Genomic DNA, 20,690 nt, shown 5'->3' on the forward strand with positions numbered 1-20,690 from the left:
GCCGAGCCCACGGAAGCAGAGATGACCACGACCGCAACGAGAACGGCCCCGTCCCAGCACGAGGATCCGCCCGATTCCGGACTGATCGGATCGGGCCGACCGTTCGCCTGGCTGCTGGTGATCGGCGGTGTGCTGGGTCTGGTCGCGTCCGCGGTGATCACGCACGACAAGATGAAGCTGCTGGAGGACCCGGACTACGTCTCGGCCTGCAGCCTGAACCCCGTCCTGTCGTGCAACAACATCATGAAGAGCTGGCAGGCGTCGGTGTTCGGGTTCCCGAACCCGTTCGTCGGCTGGATCGCCTTCCCGATGCTCGTCGTGATCGGCGTCGGCCTGCTGTCCGGCGCCACGCACCGCCGCTGGTGGTGGACCGGGCTGTGGGCGGGCTCCCTCTTCGGGGTCGGCTTCGTCACCTTCCTCCAGTACTCGTCGCTCTACAAGATCGGCTCGCTCTGCCTCTGGTGCTCGCTGGTCTGGGCCGTGACGATCCTGATCTTCTGGTACACCACCGTGCACAACGTCAAGACCGGCGTCTTCCCGGTCTCGGCGCGGGTGCGCGAGACGGTGCTGGAGTTCAACTGGGTGGTGCCCGTCCTGTGGTACGGGATCCTGCTCATCCTGATCGGCATCCGCTGGTGGTCGTACTGGAAGACGCTCCTCTGAGCGCTGTCAGTCCCGTGGCATAGGGTCGGAAGCGTGGAGCCCGACCTGTTCACCGCAGCGGCCGAGGAGCGCCAGGAGAAGGATCCCGGCAGCTCCCCGCTGGCTGTCCGGATGCGCCCGCGCAGCCTCGACGAGGTGGTGGGCCAGCAGCATCTGCTCAAGCCCGGCGCGCCGCTGCGCCGGCTCGTCGGCGAGGGCGCCGGGGGCCCGGCGGGCCCGGCGTCCGTGCTGCTGTGGGGTCCGCCGGGCACCGGCAAGACGACCCTGGCCTACGTGGTCAGCCAGGCCACCCAGAAGCGCTTCGTGGAGCTGTCCGCGATCACCGCGGGGGTCAAGGAGGTCCGCGCGGTCATCGAGGGCGCCCGCCGCGCCGCCGGGGGGTACGGCAAGGAGACCGTCCTCTTCCTCGACGAGATCCACCGCTTCAGCAAGGCCCAGCAGGACTCGCTGCTGCCCGCGGTGGAGAACCGCTGGGTGACGCTGATCGCGGCCACCACGGAGAATCCGTACTTCTCGGTGATCTCCCCGCTCCTCTCCCGCTCGCTGCTGCTCACGCTGGAGCCCCTCACCGACGACGACGTGCGCGGGCTGCTGCGCCGGGCGGTCGCCGCCGAGCGCGGGCTGGGCGGCGCGGTGACGCTGCCCGAGGAGTCCGAGGAGCACCTGCTGCGCATCGCCGGCGGCGACGCGCGCCGGGCGCTCACGGCGCTGGAGGCGGCGGCCGGCGCGGCGCTGGCGCAGGGCGAGGCGGAGGTGTCGCTGCCGACGCTGGAGGCGGCGGTGGACCGCGCCGCCGTGGCGTACGACCGGGACGGCGACCAGCACTACGACGTGGCGAGCGCCCTGATCAAGTCCGTGCGCGGCTCGGACGTGGACGCGGCGCTGCACTATCTGGCGCGCATGATCGAGGCGGGCGAGGACCCGCGGTTCATCGCCCGCCGGCTGATGATCTCCGCCAGCGAGGACATCGGCCTCGCCGACTCCTCGGCGCTGCAGACGGCGGTCGCGGCGGCCCAGGCGGTGGCGATGATCGGCTTCCCGGAGGCGGCGCTGACGCTGGCGCACGCCACGGTGGCGCTCGCGCTGGCCCCGAAGTCCAACGCGGTGACGATGGCCATCGGCGCCGCCATGGACGACGTACGGGCTGGGAAGGCGGGCCCCGTGCCGGCGCATCTGCGGGACGGGCACTACAAGGGCGCGGAGAAGCTGGGGCACGCGCAGGGGTACGTGTATCCGCACGACATACCGGGCGCCATCGCCGCCCAGCAGTACGCCCCCGACGCCCTCGCCGGCCGCAGGTACTACGAGCCGACGCGGTACGGCGCCGAGGCCCGGTACGCCGAGGTGGTCGAGCGGGTGCGGGAGCGGCTGGCGGGCGGGGGCCAGGACGCCCCCGGCCGGGGCGGCGACGGACGCGACTGACAGTGGCGCACGGCCGCCCGGCCGCCCGGTGACGCGGATCACGGCGCCCGGTCGCCGGGAATGCCCGAAATCGCGGGCGCGTTTTCCAATGTGAGAGTGCGAGAGCGCCGACATCGCTTAAGGTAAGCCTTGCCTAACTTCCCCAAGGAGGACGGAACCACGTGAACCAGCCGCGCCCCAAGGTCCGCAAGTCGCGGGCCCTCGGCATCCCGCTCACCCCGAAGGCCGCCAAGTACTTCGAGAGCCGCCCGTACCCGCCCGGCATGCACGGCCGCGGCCGGAAGCAGACCAGCGACTACAAGGTACGGCTGCTCGAAAAGCAGCGCCTGCGCGCGCAGTACGACATCAGCGAGCGCCAGCTCGTCCGGGCGTACGAGCGCGCCAGCAAGGTGCAGGCCAAGACCGGGGAGGCGCTGATCGTCGAGCTGGAGCGCCGGCTCGACGCGCTGGTCCTCCGCGCGGGCCTGGCCAGGACCGTCTACCAGTCCCGGCAGATGGTCGTCCACGGCCACATCGAGGTCAACGGCCGCAAGGTCGACAAGCCGTCCTTCCGCGTCCGCCCCGACGACGTGGTGAAGGTCCGCGAGCGCAGCCGCGAGAAGTACCCGTTCCAGGTCGCGCGCGAAGGCGGTTACGCGACGGACGGCGAGACCCCCCGCTACCTGGAGGTCAACCTGCCGGCGCTCGCCTTCCGGCTCGACCGGGAGCCCAACCGCCGCGAGATCCCGGTCATCTGCGACGAGCAGCTCGTCGTCGAGTACTACGCCCGCTGACGCCCCGCCCGCCGCGGGGCGCACGGAACGTACGCGGAAGTATGCGCAACGTACAATCCGCTCGCGCAACTCCCCAGTGCACGGGGGCTAATCCGGTACGGGCCTGTCGGTCCGGCGCGATAGGGTCGGAGCCTGCCCTGGCAGCGCAACACCCCGTCGACTCGCCCGGCGAGCAGCCCTGAAGGAGCGGTGCATCGTGTCCGGTGGAGAGGTGGCCGGCATCCTCGTGGCCGTCTTCTGGGCCATCCTGGTCTCGTTCCTGGCCGTGGCCCTCTTCCGGCTCGCCCGCACGCTGCGCGCGGCGGGCGAGTTGGTCACGCGCGTGACCGAGGAGGCCGTCCCGCTGCTCACGGAGGCAGGCGCCACGGTCCGCTCGGCCAACACGCAGCTCGCCCGGGTCGACGCCATCGCCTCCGACGTGCAGGAGGTCACGGCCAACGCCTCGGCACTCTCCTCCACCGTCTCCACCGCCTTCGGCGGCCCCCTGGTGAAGGTGGCCGCGTTCGGGTACGGCGTGCGCCGCGCGCTCGGCCGGAACCGCGGTCCGGCCGGGGACGACGGCGACGTGATCGTCGGCCGCCCGGTCGGCGGGCCCGCGGGCGCCCGGGTGCCCGCCGCCCGGGGCTTTTCCGCCAGGCGCAGAAAGGGCTGAGCAGCATGTTCCGTCGGACCTTCTGGTTCACGACCGGTGCGGCCACCGGGGTCTGGGCCACCGTCAGGGCGCAGCGCGCGATGCGCCGCGTCTCGCCGGAGGGCATCGCCGCCACGGCGGCCAACCGCGCCGTCGACACCGGCCGCCGCGCCCTGCTCTTCGCCCAGGACGTGCGCGCCGCGATGGCGGAGCGCGAGGACCAGCTCAACGACGCCCTCGGGCTCAGCCGCCGCAGCCGCCCCGCGGAGCTGCCGGGACAGCGCGCCAAGGCACAGCTCGAACGGAAGGCCGCGCGGCGCCGCCCCGGCGACCGCGGCCCGTACCACCGCAATCGCAACCTGAAAGAGGACCACTGATGGAGTCGGCCGAAATCCGCCGCCGCTGGCTGCGCTTCTTCGAAGAGCGTGGGCACACCGTCGTGCCGTCGGCGTCGCTGATCGCCGACGACCCCACGCTGCTCCTCATCAACGCGGGCATGGTCCCCTTCAAGCCGTACTTCCTCGGTGAGGCCACCCCGCCGTACAAGCGCGCCACGAGCGTGCAGAAGTGCATCCGCACCCCGGACATCGACGAGGTCGGCAAGACCACCCGGCACGGCACGTTCTTCCAGATGTGCGGCAACTTCTCCTTCGGCGACTACTTCAAGGAAGGCGCCGCCACCCTCGCCTGGGAGCTGCTCACCAGCTCGCAGGACGCGGGGGGGTACGGTCTCGACCCCGAGCGCCTGTGGATCACGGTCTACGAGGACGACGACGAGGCCGAGCGCATCTGGCGCGACGTCGTCGGCGTGCCCCCGGAGCGCATCCAGCGCCTGGGCAAGGAGGAGAACTACTGGGACATGGGCGTGCCCGGTCCCTGCGGCCCGTGCTCCGAGGTCAACTACGACCGCGGCCCCGAGTTCGGCGAGGCCGGCGGCCCCGCCGTCAACGGCGAGCGGTACGTGGAGATCTGGAACCTGGTCTTCATGCAGTACGTGCGCGGCCCCGGCAAGGGCAAGGACTACCCGATCCTCGGCGACCTGCCCCAGCAGAACATCGACACCGGCCTCGGCCTCGAGCGACTGGCGATGATCCTGCAGGACGTGCACAACATGTACGAGATCGACACCTCGCGCGCCGTCATCGACAAGGCCGAGGAGCTGACCGGCGTGCGCTACGGCGCCGCCGACCATTCGGACGTCTCGCTGCGCGTCGTCTCCGACCACATGCGCGCCTCCGTCATGCTCATCGGCGACGGCGTCACCCCCGGCAACGAGGGCCGGGGCTACGTGCTGCGCCGCATCATGCGCCGCGCCGTGCGCAACATGAAGCTCCTCGGCGCCGACCGCCCCGTCGTCGGCGAGCTGGTCGACGTCGTCATCAGCACCATGGGCGAGCAGTACCCGGAGCTGGTCGCCGACCGCAAGCGCATCGAGTCCGTCGCGCTCGCCGAGGAGGCCCGCTTCCTCAAGACCCTCAAGGCCGGCACCAACGTGCTGGACGCCGCCGTCACCGAGGCCAGGTCCGCCGGCTCCGGCGTGCTCCCCGGCGACAAGGCGTTCCTGCTCCACGATACCTGGGGCTTCCCGATCGACCTCACGCTGGAGATGGCCGGCGAGCAGGGCCTGACGGTCGACGAGGACGGCTTCCGCCGGCTGATGAAGGAGCAGCGGGACCGGGCCAAGGCCGACGCCGCCGCCAAGAAGACGGGCCACGCCGACCTCTCCGCGTACCGCGAGGTCGCCGACTCCGCCGGCGCCACCGAGTTCACGGGCTACACGCACACCGCCGCCGAGTCCACCGTCGTCGGCCTGCTGGTCGGCGGCGCGGCCTCGCCCGCCGCCACCGAGGGCGACGAGGTCGAGGTCATCCTCGACCGCACCCCCTTCTACGCGGAGGGCGGCGGCCAGCTCGCCGACACCGGCCGGATCCGGCTCGGCTCCGGCGCCGTGGTCGAGGTGCGCGACGTGCAGCAGCCGGTGCCCGGCGTCAGCGTCCACAAGGGCGTCGTCCAGGTCGGCGAGGTCACCGTCGGCGAGCCCGCCCAGGCCGCCATCGACGTGAGCCGCCGCCGTGCCATCGCCCGTGCCCACAGCGCCACCCACCTGACCCACCAGGCGCTGCGCGACGCCCTCGGCCCGACCGCCGCTCAGGCGGGCTCCGAGAACGCCCCGGGCCGCTTCCGCTTCGACTTCGGCGCGCCCGCGGCCGTACCGGGCGGTGTCCTCGGCGACGTCGAGCAGAAGATCAACGAGGTGCTCGCCCGCGAACTCGACGTGCACGCCGAGGTCATGTCGATGGAGGACGCCAAGAAGCAGGGCGCGCTGGCCGAGTTCGGCGAGAAGTACGGCGACCGGGTGCGCGTCGTCACCATCGGCGACTTCTCCAAGGAGCTGTGCGGCGGCACCCACGTGCACAACACCGCCCAGCTCGGCCTGGTCAAACTGCTCGGCGAGTCCTCCATCGGCGCCGGCGTGCGCCGGGTGGAGGCTCTGGTCGGCGTGGACGCGTACAACTTCCTGGCCCGCGAGCACACCGTGGTCCACCAGCTCACCGAGCTGCTGAAGGGCCGCCCGGAGGAGCTGCCCGAGCGGATCTCCGGCATGCTGGCCCGGCTGAAGGACGCGGAGAAGGAGATCGAGAAGTTCCGCGCCGAGAAGGTGCTGCAGGCCGCCGCCGGGCTCGCCGAGGGCGCGAGGGACGTCGGCGGCGTCGCGCTCGTCGCCGCCCGGGTGCCCGACGGCACGGCCGCCGAGGACCTGCGCAAGCTCGTCCTGGACGTACGCGGCCGGATCCCCGGCGACCGGCCGGCCGTCGTGGCGCTCTTCTCCGTCGCGGGCGGCCGTCCGGTCACCGTGATCGCCACCAACGAGGCCGCCCGCGAGCGCGGTCTGAAGGCCGGCGACCTGGTGCGTACGGCCGCCAAGACGCTCGGCGGCGGCGGCGGTGGCAAGCCCGACATCGCCCAGGGCGGCGGGCAGGACCCGCAGGCCGTCGGGGAAGCCGTGGCCGCGGTGGAGCGGGGCGTCGCGGAGGCAGCCGCCTGATATGGAACCGCCGCCGGAGGGCCGGATGATCCGCCGCGGGCGCAGGCTCGCGGTGGACGTCGGCGACGCCCGCATCGGGGTCGCGTCCTGTGACCCCGACGGGATCCTCGCCACGCCCGTGGAGACCGTGCCGGGCCGCGACCTGCCCGCGGCGTTCCGCAGGCTGGCCGCGCTCACCGAGGAGTATGAGCCGCTGGAGGTGCTCGTCGGGCTGCCGCGCTCGCTGCACGGCGGCGAGGGCCCGGCGGCCGCCAAGGTCCGCGGCTTCGCGGAGAAGCTGGCGCGCCGCGTCCACCCCGTGCCCGTGCGGCTCGTCGACGAACGCATGTCCACGGTGACGGCCGCGCAGAACCTGCGTGCGGCCGGGAGGTCGAGCCGCAAGGGCCGATCGGTGGTCGACCAGGTGGCGGCCGTCGTCATCCTCCAGAGTGCGCTGGAAGCCGAACGGGCGTCGGGGGTGGCGCCGGGTGAGAGCGTCGAGGCGGCCCTGTGATCGCGATACGGTAACGTTCCGCGCGGACACGGCACCCGTCGTATAAAAGCACCGGCGGCCACGCGGCATAGGGGACTGATGACTGACTACGGCCAAAACCCCGGCTCCCAACCCTGGCAGCCCGACGACGGCCTTTACGGCGGGCAGCAGGAGTGGCCGGGCGGGCAGCCCGGCGCCGGGCACCACCACTACGGGGGACAGCAGCCGCAGCAGCACCACCCGCATCAGCAGCAGTCCTCCTGGGACCCGGGCCAGCACCAGCAGTACCCCGGCGGCTGGGACACCACCGGCGGCGCCGGGATGCCGCTGGCCGACCCCTACGCCGCCCCCGAGCCGCAACCCGACTACTACGGCACGCCGGACGCCTACCCGCCGCCGAACCCGCACCCGGGCCGCCCGCACCCGCAGCAGCAACCGGGCCCCCCGCACCAGCAGCAGGGCCCCCCGCAGCACGGGCACCACCAGCCCCCGCCGCACCAGCAGCAACCCCCGCACCCGGGCCAGGGCGCCCGCCGCAACCGCGGCCGCGAGGACTGGGACCCCGCCTCCCGCCCGCCCGAGCGCGACGGCCACCCCTTCTTCGACGGCGACGGCGACGGCGACGGAGACGACGACTTCGACGACGGCCCCCGCGAGGGCCGCGGCGGCGGCCGGAGCGTCGGCCGCGGTACGGGCCGCGACCGCCGCGGCGCCAAGCGCCGCAACGGCTGCGCGTGCCTCGTCATCGCCCTCGTGCTGGCCGCGGGCCTCGGTGGCCTCGGCTACCTCGGCTACAACTTCTGGAACGACCGCTTCGGCGCCGCCCCCGACTACTCGGGCGAGGGCGAGGGCAGCGTGAACGTCGAGATCCCCGAGGGCGCGAGCATCACGCAGATGGGGAACATCCTCAAGGACAAGGGCGTGGTCAAGAGCGTCCAGGCGTTCGTCGACGCCGCCGGCGACGAGATGCTCCACCCCGGCTCGTACACGCTGCACAAGGGGATGTCGGGCGAGGCCGCGGTGAAGATGATGCTGAGCCCGGAGGCCGCCAACCAGCTCGTCATCCCCGAGGGCCGGCGCGCCACCGCCGTGTACGCGATGATCGACGAGCACCTCGGGCTCAAGGAGGACACCACCGCCAAGATCGCCGAGAAGGGCGACCTCGGCCTGCCCGACTGGGCGGACGGCAACCCCGAGGGCTTCCTGTGGCCGTCGAGCTACTCCGCCGCCGAGGGCACGGACCCCGAGAAGCTGCTGCGCGAGATGGTCAAGCGGGCCAACGCCAAGTACACCGAACTGGGCCTGGAGGAGAAGGCGGAGAAGGTCGGGCAGACCCCGTACGAGATCGTCACCATCGCCAGCCTCATCGAGGCGGAGGGGCAGTCGAAGGAGGAGTTCGGCAAGGTCTCGCGGGTCATCTACAACCGCATGAAGCCGGACAACACCGCCACCAACGGCATGCTCCAGTTCGACTCCACCATCAACTACGCCAAGGGCGAGTCGAACCTCGACATCTCCAACCAGGACACGCAGTTCGACTCCCCGTACAACACTTACCTCCACGCCGGACTGCCGCCCGGCCCCATCGACAACCCCAGCGAGCGGGCCATCGCGGCGGCCCTCGAGCCGACCCCCGGCGACTGGCTGTACTTCGTCACCGTCAAGCCGGGCGACACGCGCTTCACCGCCAGCAAGGAGAAGCACGACCGCAACGTCGAGGAGTTCAACGAGAACCAGCGCAAGAAGGAGGACGAGTGATCGCGCAGACCCGGCGAGCGGCCGTCCTCGGCTCGCCCATCACCCACTCCCTCTCGCCGGTGCTGCACCGCGCCGCCTACGGCGAACTGGGCCTGACCGGCTGGACGTACGGCCGCTACGAGGTGGACGAGCGGCGGCTCGCCGGCTTCCTCGACAGCCTGGAGCCGGGGGAGTGGGCCGGGCTCTCGCTCACCATGCCGCTCAAGCGCGCGGCGATCCCGCTGCTCGACGAGGTGAGCGCCACGGCCCGGTCGGTCGAGGCGGTCAACACCGTCGTGCTGCACGACGACGGCCGCCGCTTCGGCGACAACACCGACATCCCCGGCATCACCGCGGCGCTGCGCGAGCGCGGCATCGAGAAGGTCGAGCGCGCCGCCGTCCTCGGCGCCGGCGCCACCGCCTCCTCCGCGCTCGCCGCCCTCGCCTCCGTCTGCACCGGGGAGGTCACCGCGTACGTGCGCTCCGCCGCCCGCGCGACGGAGATGGAGCAGTGGGGCGAGCGCCTCGGCGTCTCGGTGCGCTGTACGGACTGGTCCCAGGCCGCAGCCGCCTTCGACGCCCCGCTGGTCGTCGCCACCACCCCGGCCGGTGCCACCGACGCCCTTGCGGCCGCGGTCCCGGAGCATCCGGGCGCGCTCTTCGACGTGCTGTACGAGCCCTGGCCCACCCCGCTCGCCGGGGCCTGGGCCGCGCGCGGCGGGACAGTCGTCGGAGGTCTCGACCTGCTGGTGCACCAGGCGGTGCTGCAGGTGGAGCAGATGACGGGCGTCGCGCGCGCCCCGCTGGCGGCCATGCGCGAGGCCGGCGAGGCCGCGCTGCGCGCCCGTACGCCCTGAGCCCCGGCACCCCCGGCGAGCCGGCCGCCGGGGGTGCAAGTGTTTGCCCGTCCGGCCGTCCATTCCGTGGACCTGGACGAGTGCGGGGCCCGGAGCGTGCGAGGATCGGGGCGAGGACTTCGCACTCGTAAGGGAGCACCGTTGAGCAGGTTGCGCTGGCTCACCGCAGGGGAATCGCACGGCCCGGCACTCGTGGCGACACTGGAGGGCCTCCCCGCGGGGGTGCCCGTCACCACCGACCTGGTCGCCGACCACCTCGCCCGCCGCCGGCTGGGGTACGGCCGCGGGGCGCGGATGAAGTTCGAGCGCGACGAGGTCACCTTCATCGGCGGCGTACGCCACGGGCTCACCCTCGGCTCCCCGGTCGCGGTCATGATCGGGAACACCGAGTGGCCCAAGTGGGAGAAGGTCATGGCCGCCGACCCGGTGGACCCGGCCGAGCTGGCGGGCATCGCCCGCAACGCCCCGCTGACCCGCCCGCGGCCCGGCCACGCCGACCTGGCCGGCATGCAGAAGTACGGCTTCGACGAGGCCCGGCCGGTGCTGGAGCGCGCCTCCGCCCGCGAGACCGCGGCCCGGGTGGCGCTGGGGGCCGTGGCCCGCTCGTACCTGAAGGAGACCGCCGGCATCGAGGTCGTCTCGCACGTCGTGGAGCTGGGCGGCGCCAGGGCCCCGTACGGCAGCGTCCCCACCCCGGCCGACGTGGCGCGGCTCGACGCCGACCCGGTGCGCTGCCTGGACGCCGACGCGAGCAAGGCGATGGTCGAGGTCATCGACCAGGCCCACAAGGACGGCGACACCCTGGGCGGTGTCGTCGAGGTCGTCGCGTACGACGTGCCGGTCGGCCTCGGCTCGCACGTGCACTGGGACCGCCGTCTCGACTCCCGGCTGGCCGGGGCGCTCATGGGCATCCAGGCCATCAAGGGCGTCGAGCTGGGCGACGGGTTCGCGCTGGCCCGCGTGCCGGGGTCGCAGGCCCACGACGAGATCGTCGGCACCGACGACGGCATCCGCCGCTCCTCCGGCCGCTCCGGCGGCACCGAGGGCGGGCTGAGCACCGGCGAACTGCTCCGGGTGCGCGCCGCGATGAAGCCCATCGCGACCGTGCCGCGGGCGCTGGCGACGGTGGACGTCGCCAGCGGCGCGGCCACCAAGGCGCACCACCAGCGCTCCGATGTCTGCGCCGTACCCGCCGCGGGCATCGTGGCGGAGGCGATGGTGGCGCTGGTGCTGGCCGACGCGGTGGCGGAGAAGTTCGGCGGCGACAGCGTCACGGAGACCGCCCGCAACGTCCGCGGCTACCTGGAGAACCTGGCGATCCGATGACCAGCAGCACCGAGGGCCGTGAGCGCCCCGACACCGCATCCGAGCCGGCCGCCGCGGGCGGTACGGACGGCCCCGCCGTCGTGCTCGTCGGCCCGCCCGGCGCCGGCAAGTCCACCGTCGGCGCCGTGATCGCCGCCCGCCTCGGCACCACCGTCCGCGACACCGACGAGGACATCGAGAAGGCCGCGGGCAAGCCGATCCCCGACATCTTCTACGACGACGGCGAGCCCGCCTTCCGCGCACTGGAGCGCGCCGCCGTGCGCGCCGCGCTCGCCGAGCACCCCGGCGTGCTGGCCCTCGGCGGCGGCGCCGTCATGGACCCCGGCACCCGCGAGCTGCTCGCCGCGCACCGCGTCGTCTTCCTCGACGTCGAGATGGCCGACGCCGTCAAGCGCGTCGGCCTCGACGCCCCCCGCCCGCTGCTCGCCGTCAACCCGCGCCAGCAGTGGCGCACCCTGATGGAAGAGCGCCGCCCGCACTACACCGAGGTCGCCCGCGCGACCGTCACCACCGCCGGCCGCACGCCGGACGAGGTCGCAGAGCTCGTACTCGCCGCATTGGAGAGCCACCCCGCATGACACCGAGCGCCGAAGGGGCCGAGGTCACCCGCATCCACATCGGCGGCACCGCCGGTACGGAGCCGTACGAGGCCGTCGTCGGCAGGCAGTTGCTCGGCGAGCTGCCGCGGCTGATCGGCGAGCGGGCCAGGCGTGTCGCCGTCCTGGTGCCGGAGGCGCTGGCCGAGACCGGCGAGGCACTGCGCGAAGACCTGGCGGGGCAGGGATACGAGGCCGTCGTCATCCAGGTGCCGAACGCGGAGGAGGCCAAGACCGCCGAGGTCGCCGCGTACTGCTGGCGGGCCCTGGGCCAGTCCGGCTTCACCCGCAGCGACGCCGTCGTCGGCGTCGGCGGCGGCGCCACCACGGACCTCGCCGGGTTCGTGGCCGCGACCTGGCTGCGCGGCGTGCGCTGGGTCGCGGTGCCGACGACCGTGCTGGGCATGGTGGACGCGGCGGTCGGCGGCAAGACCGGCATCAACACCGCGGAGGGCAAGAACCTCGTCGGCGCGTTCCACCCGCCGGCCGGGGTGCTGTGCGACCTCGCCGCGCTGGACTCCCTCGGCGTCCACGACTACGTCTCCGGCCTCGCCGAGGTCATCAAGGCCGGCTTCATCGCCGACCCGGCGATCCTGGAGCTGGTCGAGGCCGACCCGGAGGGCGCCCGCAGCCCCGCGGGTCCGCACACCGCCGAGCTCGTCGAGCGCGCGATCCGGGTCAAGGCCGAGGTGGTCTCGGCGGATCTGAAGGAGTCGGGGCTGCGCGAGATCCTCAACTACGGGCACACCCTCGGCCACGCCATCGAGAAGAACGAGCGCTACAAGTGGCGGCACGGCGCCGCCGTCTCCGTCGGCATGGTCTTCGCCGCCGAGCTGGGCCGGATCGCCGGCCGCCTCGACGACGCCACCGCCGACCGGCACCGCGCGGTGCTGAGCGCCGTCGGGCTGCCCGTGACGTACCGCGGCGACCAGTGGCCCAAGCTGCTGCAGACGATGAAGGTGGACAAGAAGACCCGCGGCGACCTGCTGCGTTTCATCGTCCTCGACGGGCTGGCGAAGCCCGCCGTGCTGGAGGGCCCCGACCCGGCGATGCTGCTCGCCGCGCACGCAGAGATCGCGGCGGACGCGGGGGTGGCGGCCCGGTGACGCGCGTGCTGGTGCTCAACGGGCCGAACCTCGGCCGCCTCGGCTCCCGCGAGCCCGACGTCTACGGCGCCACGTCCTACGCCGGGCTCGTCGAGCAGTGCACCGCGCTCGGCAAGGAGCTGGGCTTCGAGGTCGAGGTGCGGGAGACCAACGACGAGGGCGAGATGATCCGCTGGCTGCACGAGGCCGCGGACGGCCGGCTGCCCGTGGTGATCAACCCGGGCGCCTTCACGCACTATTCGTACGGGATGCGCGACGCGGCGGCGCAGCGCACGGCGCCGCTGATCGAGGTGCACATCTCCAACCCGCACGCCCGCGAGGTGTTCCGGCACACCTCGGTGATCGCCGCCGTCGCCTCCGGCACGATCGCGGGCTTCGGTATCGGCTCGTACCGGCTGGCGCTGCGCGCGCTCGCGGAGGACCTGGCCTCCTCCTGAAGCCGCGGGTTCGAACTCCGGGCCGAGCGGGCGCCCTGACGGCCCGTACGGTACGGGCCGTCAGCCGCCGTCCCGGACGGTGTAGCCCTCCGCGCCGGTCGCGCGCCGGCCGATGAACGACACCACGCGATCGCCCGCCGCGGCGACCCGCCGGTCCGTCGGGTCCTCGAACGCGGCGGGCAGCGTCCCGTCGCCGAGGACCTCCCCGTCGTCCAGCGCGTACTCCACCAGGTGCACCTCGTCCTCGGTGCCGAACTCGGCCCGTACGGTGACCGATTCACCGTCCATCGCCAGGATCGACGGCGCGCCGAAGGTCAGGCCCTTGTGCCAGCGGATCTCGCCGGTCGCCGCGTCGATCGCCGCCAGCCGGTCCGGCGCCACCACGCTCGGCGCCTCGGCGGCGACGACCACGCTGTCGCCGTACGCGCCGATCCAGGGGAGGGCGATGTCCTCGGCGCCGTTGAGGTTCAGCTCGCCGAACGGCGTGTGCACCGGGACCTCGTGGTGGTACTTGCCGGTCCGGTCGATGACCAGCAGCGCGTTCTTGCTGCCGTCGCCGCCGCGCCCGAGCTGGACCGAGACCGGTTCCGCGGTCAGCGGCCACGACTCGATGGCGTTGTCCGGCAGTTCGAAGCGCCAGCGCTCCTTGCCGGTGGCGGAGTCGAGTTCGACGACCGTGTTGGGGTTGGTGGCCCGGCCGCAGGTCTCCATCAGCACCGTCGTGCGCGGTCCGGTCAGCGCGTCGGACAACTGGCAGCCGTCGATGCCCTCGGTGCGCTGCCAGCGCTCGTCCCCGGTGCGTGGATCGAGGCCGAGCACCCCCTTCTCGGCGGCGATGACCAGCCGCCCGCCGGACATGCCGACCGCCGGACTGCGGGTCGAGGAGCCGCCGGTCTCCCGCTGCCACAGCAGCTTGCCGGCGGCGGTGTCGACGGCGCCGACCACGCCGCAGTCGTCGAGCCCGTCGGCCCTGTCGCCGTAGACGACCGCGCCGATCCCGTCGTGCGTGGCGGTGCGGCCCTGGGACGTCCGGCACGCCACCGCCGAGCCCTTCGGCGGGGGTACGGACCACAGCCGGCTGCCGTCGGCGGGGTCGAGTCCGAGGGTGCCGCGGGAGTCGGTGCGGGCGGCGGCGTGTTCGGTGAGCCAGCCCCCGACCAGGGCCGTCTGGTTCTCGGTGCCGGAGACCGGGGCGCGCCAGTCGCGGACGCGGTCACCGGCTGCGGTGACGCCGGCGGGGGAGTCGGCGGCGGGGCCGGAGGGCTCGGGCGCCGCGGTACGGCCGCCGCCCTTGCCCTTGTCCCCGTCACCGTCCTTGTCCCCGGGTGTACGGGGCGAGGTCGTGCCCATCCCGGCAGACTCCGGCCCGCCGTCGTCGCCGGGGAGGAGGAGGAAGGCGCCGGCCAGCAGCGCGGCCGTCGTCACCGCCGCCGTGGCGGCGAGTGCCACGGGGCGGGCCGCCAGCCGCCGGAGATCGCCCCGGCCCGCCGCGGCCGTCGGCGCGGGGGAGCGGGGCGGAGCCAGCGGGTACGAGGTGGTCGCGCCGCCGCCCGGGGGGGCCGGGGCGCCGCCGGCCGCGGGCGACCGCGGTGTGGGGGGATGCGGCGACCCGGGATCCGGTGCCTCCGGATCCGGCGCCTCCGCCGCCCGGGCCGCCGCGATCACCTCCGTCGGCGTCGGCCGGTCCGCGGGCTCGCGCGCCAGGCAGGCCCGTACGAGGTCGGCCAGCTCGGCCGGCACCCCCGTCACGTCCGGCGTGCCGTGCACCGTCCAGTACGCCAGCGTCGCGGCGGGGGCGTCGCCGTAGGGCGGCCGCCCGGTCGCGGCGTACAGCAGCACCGCGCCGAGGGAGTACACGTCGCCGGCCGGGCCCACGGGGCCGTCGTCGACGAGCTGCTCCGGCGAGGCGTAGCCGAGGGTGCCGATGGCCATGCCCGTACCGGTCAGGCCCGTCGCGTCGGCGGCCCGCGCGATACCGAAGTCGATGACGCGCGGCCCGTCGTCGGCGAGCAGGACGTTCGACGGCTTCAGGTCGCGGTGCACGATCCCGGCGGCGTGCACCACGACGAGCGCCTCGCCGAGCGCGGCGGCCAGCGAGCACAGCCGGCGCGGCGGCAGCGGCCCGTCCGCCGCCACCGCCTGCGCCAGCGAGGGGCCCGGGACGTACTGCGTGGCCAGCCAGGGCGCCGGGTCGTCGGGGCCGGCGGCGACGAGCGGCACGGTGAAGAAGCTCAGCACCCGGCGCGCGGCGTCGACCTCCTGGCGGAAGCGCGCCCGGAACTCGGGGTCGGCGGCCAGATCCTCGTGCACCAGCTTCAGCGCCACGTGCCTGCCGTCCTCGGCCCGCGCGAGGTGCACCTCACCCATGCCGCCCGCGCCGAGCAGCCGCACCAGCCGGTACGGGCCGACGCGCGCGCCGGCCGCCCGGCCGTCCGGCTCCGCCCCCCGCGGCGTACTCATGTGCCCGGCGCGGACAGCAGCGCCATGCCCTCGGTGGAAGTCGGCGAGTCGAAGATGATCACGGTGTCCTCTCGTGCCAGCAGGGCGTCGACGTCGGGGATCTGCAGCGGGAGCGTGCCGCCGGTGCGGACGTCCCCGTCCGCCAGGGCCAGCCGCATCAGCGGGATGTTGCCGAAGACCTTCTCCGAGCTGCCGAGGAGCACCCCGTCGTCGTCCACGCCGTAGACCGCGCCGAGGGCGTCGCCGGGCAGGGTGCGGTGCCAGCGCCACTCGCCCGTGCGCGCGTCGTACGCCGCGATGCCGAACTCCGGCCGCGTCCCGGGACCGGCGTGGTACTGGGTCACCAGGGTGTTCCGCCAGCCGACCATCTCGGGCGCGAGGGTCTCGCCGAAGTTGCTCGTGACGACGTCGCCGAACGGCTGCTTCCCGGTCAGCGGCCGGTGCGCGGTCCCGTCCGGGGCGAAGACCTGGAGCGGCTGCTCGTCGGAGTCCTCCAGGTAGGTCCGTACGGCGACGGGCTCGACCGTCTCGATGTTGCCGCCGGTGACTTCCGCCCCCAGCTCGGTGGACCAGCGCTCCGTGCCGTCCGCCGCGTTGAGCTGCGCGACGCGCACCCGGCTCCCGCTCGACTGGTCGGCCCGCCGCCGGTCGTCGCCTGCGGGCTCGCAGACGGAGATCATCGCGACGCTCGTCCGCCCCGCGGCGGCGCCGCCGAGCGCGCACCCGTCGCCGGTCCTCGGGGTGCGCAGCCACACCGGGCGGCCGTCGCCGAGGGCGTAGCCGACGAGGCCGGAGTACGAGCGGACGACGACCCGGTCGCCCACGACCCCGACCGTCGTGCTCACTACGTGGTCCCGGTCGCCGTCCGGGGGCCGCAGCCCGGTGCGCCAGACGGTCGCGCCGCTGCCGGTGTCGAGGACGGCGAGCCGGTCGCAGCCCTCGTCGGCCTCGGCGGAGGTGCCGTACGCGACAGCGCCCCGGCCGTCGCTCACGGTCCGCGACATGGCGCACGGCACCAGCCCTTTCGCCGGGGGCGTGGCGGTCCACCGGAGGTCGCCGTCGGCGCGGTCGTAGCCGCGCACGGCGTGCTCGTCGGCCTGGACGACGGTGTCGTCGGTGAGCCAGACGCCGAGCAGGCCGAGGGGGGTGATCTCGTTGGTGCCCTCCCCGGCCGAGGGCTCGGGCGGGCGGTTGTCCCAGGTCACGGACCACTCCCCGGCGGCGAGGCTGACGTCCTCGACGAGGCTGGCGGGCTCGGGCAGGGCCCGGTCGCCGCCGGGCTGCGCCGGGTTGGTGACGGGCGAGCCGGAGGCCGCGGGGCGGCCGCGGCCTCCGGCGCCCGGCGGTGCACCGTCCCCGTCGTGGTCGCCCCCGTCGCCGCCGTCGCCGAGCAGGGACGCGGCGAGGACGGCGGTGGCCGCGAGCACCGCGACGGCGGCGACCGCGGCGGCGAGCACGCCCCGGCGGCGCCGGGGGCCGCCGGCGTAGCGGCGCGCGTCGGCGGTGACGGGCGGTCCCGGCAGGGCGCGTGCCCCGGGGGCCGCCGTCGGCGGTACGGGACCGAGGTCGGGCGGCGGCCCGAAGACCCCCGCGGGGCCTGCGCCGTTCCGCGGCACGGGCCGGTCGCGGGGGAGATCGGCGGGCGGCTCGTCGCGCACGTCGGGCGCGCCGCCCTCGCCGCCCGCGTCCTGCGGGGTCCCCGCCCCGCCGGGGCCGGATGCGCCTTCCTCCCGTACGGGCCCGGCCCCCCGGTCCCGTACCGCCTCCGCCGCGAACGCCCACGACACCCCGCCCGCGGGACCGGCCGCCTCCGCGACCGCCGCGACCCCGGGCCGCCCGCCCGGGTCCTTGGCCAGGCAGCCCGCGACCAACTCCCGCAGCCCCTCCGGCACTCCCGCGAGGTCCGGCTCCCCGTGCACCGTCCGGTACGCCACCGCGTGCGCGGGGCCGTCGCCGAACGGCCGCCGCCCCGTCGCCGCCGTCGCCAGCACCGCGCCCAGCGCGAACACGTCGCAGGCCGGCGTCGAGACGCCCTCGGTCAGGTGTTCCGGCGCCGCGTACCCGGCGGTGCCCATCAGCACGCCGGTTCCCGTCAGCCGCGTCGCGTCGGCAGCGCGGGCCACCCCGAAGTCGATGACGCACGGCCCGCCGGCGCCCACGATCACGTTCGACGGCTTCAGGTCCCGGTGCACGATCCCCGCCGCGTGGATCGCCGCCAGTGCCGCCGCCAGCGCGGCGGCCAGCCCTCTCAACCGCCCCTCGTCCAGCGGCCCGTGCGCCCTCAGCAGCGCGGCGAGCGTCGGCCCCTCGACGTACGCGGAGGCCAGCCAGGGACGTTCGGCGTCCGGATCCGCGGCCAGCAGCGCCGCCGTGCAGGGGCTCGTCACCGCCCCCGCCGCCGCCACCTCCCGGGCGAACCGGACGCGGAACTCGGGGTCGCGGGCGAGGAAGGAATGCACGACCTTGACGGCCGCCGCCCGGCCGGCGGCGTCGCGGGCGAGGAACACCCGGCCCATGGCGCCGCGGCCGAGCGATCCGACCACGCGGTACGGGCCGAACCGCGCCCCGCCGTCCGCCTCCTGCCGACCACTCATCCGCCGCTCCTTCGCCGGTCCTTCGTCTCCCGCCGCTCGGATGACAGAGACGCCCCGTACCGCCATTGGAGTTCCGGATCTTCTCCTCGATACGAAGGCGTAACCTCGCCGCCCCTCCCGCGGATAGGAAGGCGGGACCGCCGAGTCTCCGTCAGAAGCACTCGGCAACACCGACGACGAGGAGAAACGCGTATGCGCGTATGGGCACGGGTGGCGGTCGCGATGGTCGCGGCGCCGGCGGGCGTGGGACTGCAGGGAGGAGTCGCCGCCGCCGACGAGCACTACAACGGCGGCAGCGTCTCGAACGGGTCGAGCTTCGCCCTCCTCCGCACGGGGCAGATCGACGACCCGATGGAGGACGTGCTGGAGCACTTCCTCCTGCTCGGCGGAAACCACACCTGGGACTAGGCCGGCACGGGGCTCCTGGCAGGATCGTTCCCACCATGGCGGGTCGTGCGGGTACCGTGCGGGGCTAAGGCAGCCCCGGACCGCGGTACGGCCATGACCAGCCGGGCGTCGGTACGTGACGGTCACAGAGCAGAGGGTGCACGGGATGCAGCACGCAGTGGGGGTTCCGCAGCCGCCCCAGGGCAGACCTGGCCCTGCCGGTCCGCCGCCGCCGGCGGCCGGGCCGCATGACGCGGTGGAGACGACCGGCCACATCAAGCTCCCGGTCGGCGGCCCCGTGGCCCTGCCCAGCCCGCCGCCCGCACCCATGCCGCACGGTGCACCGCCACCGACGGTGGCGGTGCTCCTCATCGGCCCGGCCGGGGCCGGCAAGACCACCGTCGCGCGCTACTGGGCGGACACCCGCAGGGCGCCGACCGCCCACATCAGCCTCGACGACGTACGCGAGTGGGTGCGCGCCGGCTTCGCCGACCCGCAGGCCGGCTGGACCGACCACTCCGAGGCGCAGTACCGTCTCGCCCGCCGCACCTGCGGCTTCGCCGCCCGCAACTACCTGGCCAACGGCATCTCCTGCATCCTCGACGACGCCGTCTTCCCCGACCGCCCCGTGGTCGGCCTCGGCGGCTGGAAGCGGCACGTCGGCCCCGGGCTGCTGCCCGTGGTGCTGCTGCCGGGACTGGAGTCCGTCCTCGCCCGCAACGCCGCGCGCACCGGCAACCGGCGGCTCGCGGACGAGGAGGTGGCCCGCATCCACGGCCGGATGGCCGGCTGGTACGGGTCCGGCCTGCCGATCATCGACAACTCCCACCACGACGTGCCCGCGACCGTACGGATGCTCGACGACGTCGTCGGGCGCAGCCTGGCGAGCCCGCCGGCCTGGTAACCCGGGGCACGCCGTGCGAGGCCCGCCGGGGCCGGACTCCGTACCGACGGCGTGCCGTGCCGAGCCGGGCCCCGTGCCCGTACGGACGCGCTCCGGCGGCCCGGGACCCCGGGCCGCCCTAGGCTCGGATCATGCCCGAGGTACACGCTGCCCGCCGTACCCGGCTGCGCTCCCACTGCGAGGCGGCCGGCGGCGACGCCGTGCTCGTCTCCCGGCCGGCGAACATCACCTACCTCACCGGCTGCGCCCCGCCGGGGGCCGTCCTGCTGCTCGGCGCCGGCGAGGACATCCTCGTACGCCCCGGCGACCCCGCACTGGACCCGGCCGGCGCTCCGCACCCCGACGACCTGCGGATCCACGCCCTCGGCGGCCCCGAAGGGGACGCCGCCGTCGCGGCCACCGGGCTCGCGGCCGCGAGCGGGGCCACCATGCTGGCCGTCGAGGAGCACCACCTGACCGTGGCCCGGCACCGTGCCCTGGCCTCCGTCGCGCCCCGCCTCGCGCTGATGGACCTCTCCCGCGCCGTGGAGCAGCAGCGCCTCGTCAAGGACGACGAGGAGATCGCCTGCCTGCGGATCGCCGCCGAGATCGGCGACCAGGCGCTGGGCGAGCTGCTGGAGTCCATCCTCGTCGGCCGTACGGAACGGCACCTGGCGCTGGAGCTGGAGCGGCGGCTGGTCGACCACGGCGCCGAGGGGCCGGCGTTCCCCACCGCCGTCGGCACCGGGCCGCACGCCGGCCGCGCCGGGCACGTGCCGACCGACCGGCGGGTGGAGGAGGGCGACTTCCTCACCGTCTGCCTGGGCGCGCGCTACCGCGGCTACCGCTGCGAGATCGGCCGCACCTTCGTCGTCGGCACCGCCCCCGACGACTGGCAGATCGAGCTGTACGACCTGGTCTTCGCCGCGCAGCGGGCCGGCCGGGAGGCGCTGACGCCCGGCGCGGAGTACCGCGAGGTGGACCGGGCGGCGCGCCAGGTGCTCACCGCGGCCGGACACGGCGACGGCGTCGGTCCCTTCACCGGCCACGGGGTGGGACTCGAAATCGACGAGGACCCGCGGCTGGCCCCGGGGGCGATGGGTAAACTGGACGCTCGTGTGCCGGTCACCGTCGAGCCGGGAGTCCATCTCCCCGGCCGGGGCGGGGTCCGGATCGACGACACGCTCGTCGTCCGCTCGCCGGCGGACGGCGGTCCCGAGCTACTCACCATCACGACGAAGGAACTGCTCGCGCTCTGACCCGGCCGGGTCCCGGGCGAACCGGGCCTCCTTCGTCGTCC

The 20,690-nt window shown here is 74.6% G+C and carries 18 protein-coding genes; 16 read left to right on the forward strand and 2 right to left on the reverse strand.

Annotated features, from left to right (window positions below):
• Window positions 1-21 precede the first annotated feature (21 nt).
• The 13 genes from FB457_RS04935 (at window position 22) to aroQ (ending at window position 13,066) form a co-directional block, all read left to right on the forward strand.
• Window positions 22-663, forward strand: a complete 642-nt coding sequence (locus FB457_RS04935) for a vitamin K epoxide reductase family protein (protein ID WP_047014715.1) — start codon at window positions 22-24, stop codon at window positions 661-663.
• Window positions 664-696: 33 nt separating this feature from the next.
• Entirely contained in the window at window positions 697-2,085 is a 1,389-nt protein-coding gene (locus tag FB457_RS04940) for a replication-associated recombination protein A (protein WP_145780961.1), read from the forward strand.
• A gap of 161 nt (window positions 2,086-2,246) precedes the next feature.
• Window positions 2,247-2,858 (forward strand): 30S ribosomal protein S4, encoded by a 612-nt coding sequence (gene rpsD / locus FB457_RS04945; RefSeq protein WP_047014713.1) that lies wholly within the window; start codon window positions 2,247-2,249, stop codon window positions 2,856-2,858.
• A 196-nt stretch (window positions 2,859-3,054) separates the two neighbouring features.
• Window positions 3,055-3,510, forward strand: coding sequence for a DUF948 domain-containing protein (locus tag FB457_RS04950; RefSeq protein ID WP_078898137.1), 456 nt, complete (start codon window positions 3,055-3,057; stop codon window positions 3,508-3,510).
• 5 nt (window positions 3,511-3,515) lie between these two features.
• Entirely contained in the window at window positions 3,516-3,866 is a 351-nt protein-coding gene (locus FB457_RS04955) for a DUF6167 family protein (RefSeq protein ID WP_047014711.1), read from the forward strand.
• On the forward strand, window positions 3,866-6,535 hold the full coding sequence (gene alaS / locus FB457_RS04960; RefSeq protein ID WP_145780962.1) for an alanine--tRNA ligase: 2,670 nt from the start codon (window positions 3,866-3,868) through the stop codon (window positions 6,533-6,535). The genes FB457_RS04955 and alaS overlap by 1 nt, the downstream gene beginning before the upstream one ends.
• 25 nt (window positions 6,536-6,560) lie before the next feature.
• Entirely contained in the window at window positions 6,561-7,028 is a 468-nt protein-coding gene (ruvX, locus tag FB457_RS04965) for a Holliday junction resolvase RuvX (RefSeq protein WP_173534916.1), read from the forward strand.
• Between the two features lie 78 nt (window positions 7,029-7,106).
• Window positions 7,107-8,765, forward strand: a complete 1,659-nt coding sequence (gene mltG / locus FB457_RS04970) for an endolytic transglycosylase MltG (RefSeq protein WP_145780964.1) — start codon at window positions 7,107-7,109, stop codon at window positions 8,763-8,765.
• Entirely contained in the window at window positions 8,765-9,601 is an 837-nt protein-coding gene (locus FB457_RS04975; RefSeq protein ID WP_047019751.1) for a shikimate dehydrogenase, read from the forward strand. The genes mltG and FB457_RS04975 overlap by 1 nt, the downstream gene beginning before the upstream one ends.
• 141 nt (window positions 9,602-9,742) lie before the next feature.
• Window positions 9,743-10,927: a chorismate synthase gene (gene aroC / locus FB457_RS04980; protein WP_047014708.1), complete on the forward strand. Its 1,185-nt coding sequence runs from the start codon at window positions 9,743-9,745 to the stop codon at window positions 10,925-10,927.
• Window positions 10,924-11,505: a shikimate kinase gene (locus tag FB457_RS04985; protein ID WP_047014707.1), complete on the forward strand. Its 582-nt coding sequence runs from the start codon at window positions 10,924-10,926 to the stop codon at window positions 11,503-11,505. Before aroC ends, FB457_RS04985 begins: the two co-directional genes overlap by 4 nt.
• Window positions 11,502-12,629: a 3-dehydroquinate synthase gene (gene aroB / locus FB457_RS04990; protein WP_145780965.1), complete on the forward strand. Its 1,128-nt coding sequence runs from the start codon at window positions 11,502-11,504 to the stop codon at window positions 12,627-12,629. The genes FB457_RS04985 and aroB overlap by 4 nt, the downstream gene beginning before the upstream one ends.
• Window positions 12,626-13,066 carry a type II 3-dehydroquinate dehydratase gene (gene aroQ / locus FB457_RS04995; protein ID WP_047014705.1) on the forward strand — a complete coding sequence of 147 codons (441 nt, stop codon included), beginning with the start codon at window positions 12,626-12,628 and terminating at the stop codon, window positions 13,064-13,066. Before aroB ends, aroQ begins: the two co-directional genes overlap by 4 nt.
• A 60-nt stretch (window positions 13,067-13,126) precedes the next feature.
• Here aroQ and FB457_RS05000 read toward each other — a convergent pair whose 3' ends face one another.
• Together FB457_RS05000 and FB457_RS05005 are read right to left on the reverse strand one after the other, a co-directional pair.
• Complete coding sequence (locus tag FB457_RS05000; RefSeq protein ID WP_145780967.1) at window positions 13,127-15,526, reverse strand: protein kinase domain-containing protein; 2,400 nt, start codon at window positions 15,524-15,526, stop codon at window positions 13,127-13,129.
• Window positions 15,523-18,120, reverse strand: a complete 2,598-nt coding sequence (locus tag FB457_RS05005) for a protein kinase domain-containing protein (RefSeq protein WP_145780969.1) — start codon at window positions 18,118-18,120, stop codon at window positions 15,523-15,525. Before FB457_RS05005 ends, FB457_RS05000 begins: the two co-directional genes overlap by 4 nt.
• Before the next feature lie 192 nt (window positions 18,121-18,312).
• On the opposite strand from FB457_RS05005, the gene FB457_RS05010 reads away from it, so the two are divergent.
• From FB457_RS05010 to FB457_RS05020, 3 genes are all read left to right on the forward strand, one after another.
• Window positions 18,313-18,528, forward strand: coding sequence for a hypothetical protein (locus tag FB457_RS05010; RefSeq protein ID WP_253911146.1), 216 nt, complete (start codon window positions 18,313-18,315; stop codon window positions 18,526-18,528).
• Between the two features lie 145 nt (window positions 18,529-18,673).
• Window positions 18,674-19,411 (forward strand): AAA family ATPase, encoded by a 738-nt coding sequence (locus tag FB457_RS05015; protein WP_078898136.1) that lies wholly within the window; start codon window positions 18,674-18,676, stop codon window positions 19,409-19,411.
• A 131-nt stretch (window positions 19,412-19,542) separates the two neighbouring features.
• On the forward strand, window positions 19,543-20,649 hold the full coding sequence (locus FB457_RS05020; protein WP_047014701.1) for an aminopeptidase P family protein: 1,107 nt from the start codon (window positions 19,543-19,545) through the stop codon (window positions 20,647-20,649).
• Window positions 20,650-20,690 lie beyond the last annotated feature (41 nt).

This window comes from Streptomyces sp. CNZ287 (genome assembly GCF_007827615.1).

Excerpts from the sequence above, each read along its gene's own strand:
- FB457_RS04935 (WP_047014715.1), top strand. The coding sequence starts at position 22 with ATGACCACGACCGCAACGAGAACGGCCCCGTCCCAGCACGAGGATCCG.
- FB457_RS04955 (WP_047014711.1), top strand. The coding sequence starts at position 3,516 with ATGTTCCGTCGGACCTTCTGGTTCACGACCGGTGCGGCCACCGGGGTC.
- alaS (WP_145780962.1), top strand. The coding sequence starts at position 3,866 with ATGGAGTCGGCCGAAATCCGCCGCCGCTGGCTGCGCTTCTTCGAAGAG.
- ruvX (WP_173534916.1), top strand. The coding sequence starts at position 6,561 with ATGATCCGCCGCGGGCGCAGGCTCGCGGTGGACGTCGGCGACGCCCGC.
- mltG (WP_145780964.1), top strand. The coding sequence starts at position 7,107 with ATGACTGACTACGGCCAAAACCCCGGCTCCCAACCCTGGCAGCCCGAC.
- FB457_RS04985 (WP_047014707.1), top strand. The coding sequence starts at position 10,924 with ATGACCAGCAGCACCGAGGGCCGTGAGCGCCCCGACACCGCATCCGAG.
- aroB (WP_145780965.1), top strand. The coding sequence starts at position 11,502 with ATGACACCGAGCGCCGAAGGGGCCGAGGTCACCCGCATCCACATCGGC.
- FB457_RS05000 (WP_145780967.1), bottom strand. The coding sequence starts at position 15,526 with ATGAGTACGCCGCGGGGGGCGGAGCCGGACGGCCGGGCGGCCGGCGCG.
- FB457_RS05005 (WP_145780969.1), bottom strand. The coding sequence starts at position 18,120 with ATGAGTGGTCGGCAGGAGGCGGACGGCGGGGCGCGGTTCGGCCCGTAC.
- FB457_RS05010 (WP_253911146.1), top strand. The coding sequence starts at position 18,313 with ATGCGCGTATGGGCACGGGTGGCGGTCGCGATGGTCGCGGCGCCGGCG.
- FB457_RS05015 (WP_078898136.1), top strand. The coding sequence starts at position 18,674 with ATGCAGCACGCAGTGGGGGTTCCGCAGCCGCCCCAGGGCAGACCTGGC.
- FB457_RS05020 (WP_047014701.1), top strand. The coding sequence starts at position 19,543 with ATGCCCGAGGTACACGCTGCCCGCCGTACCCGGCTGCGCTCCCACTGC.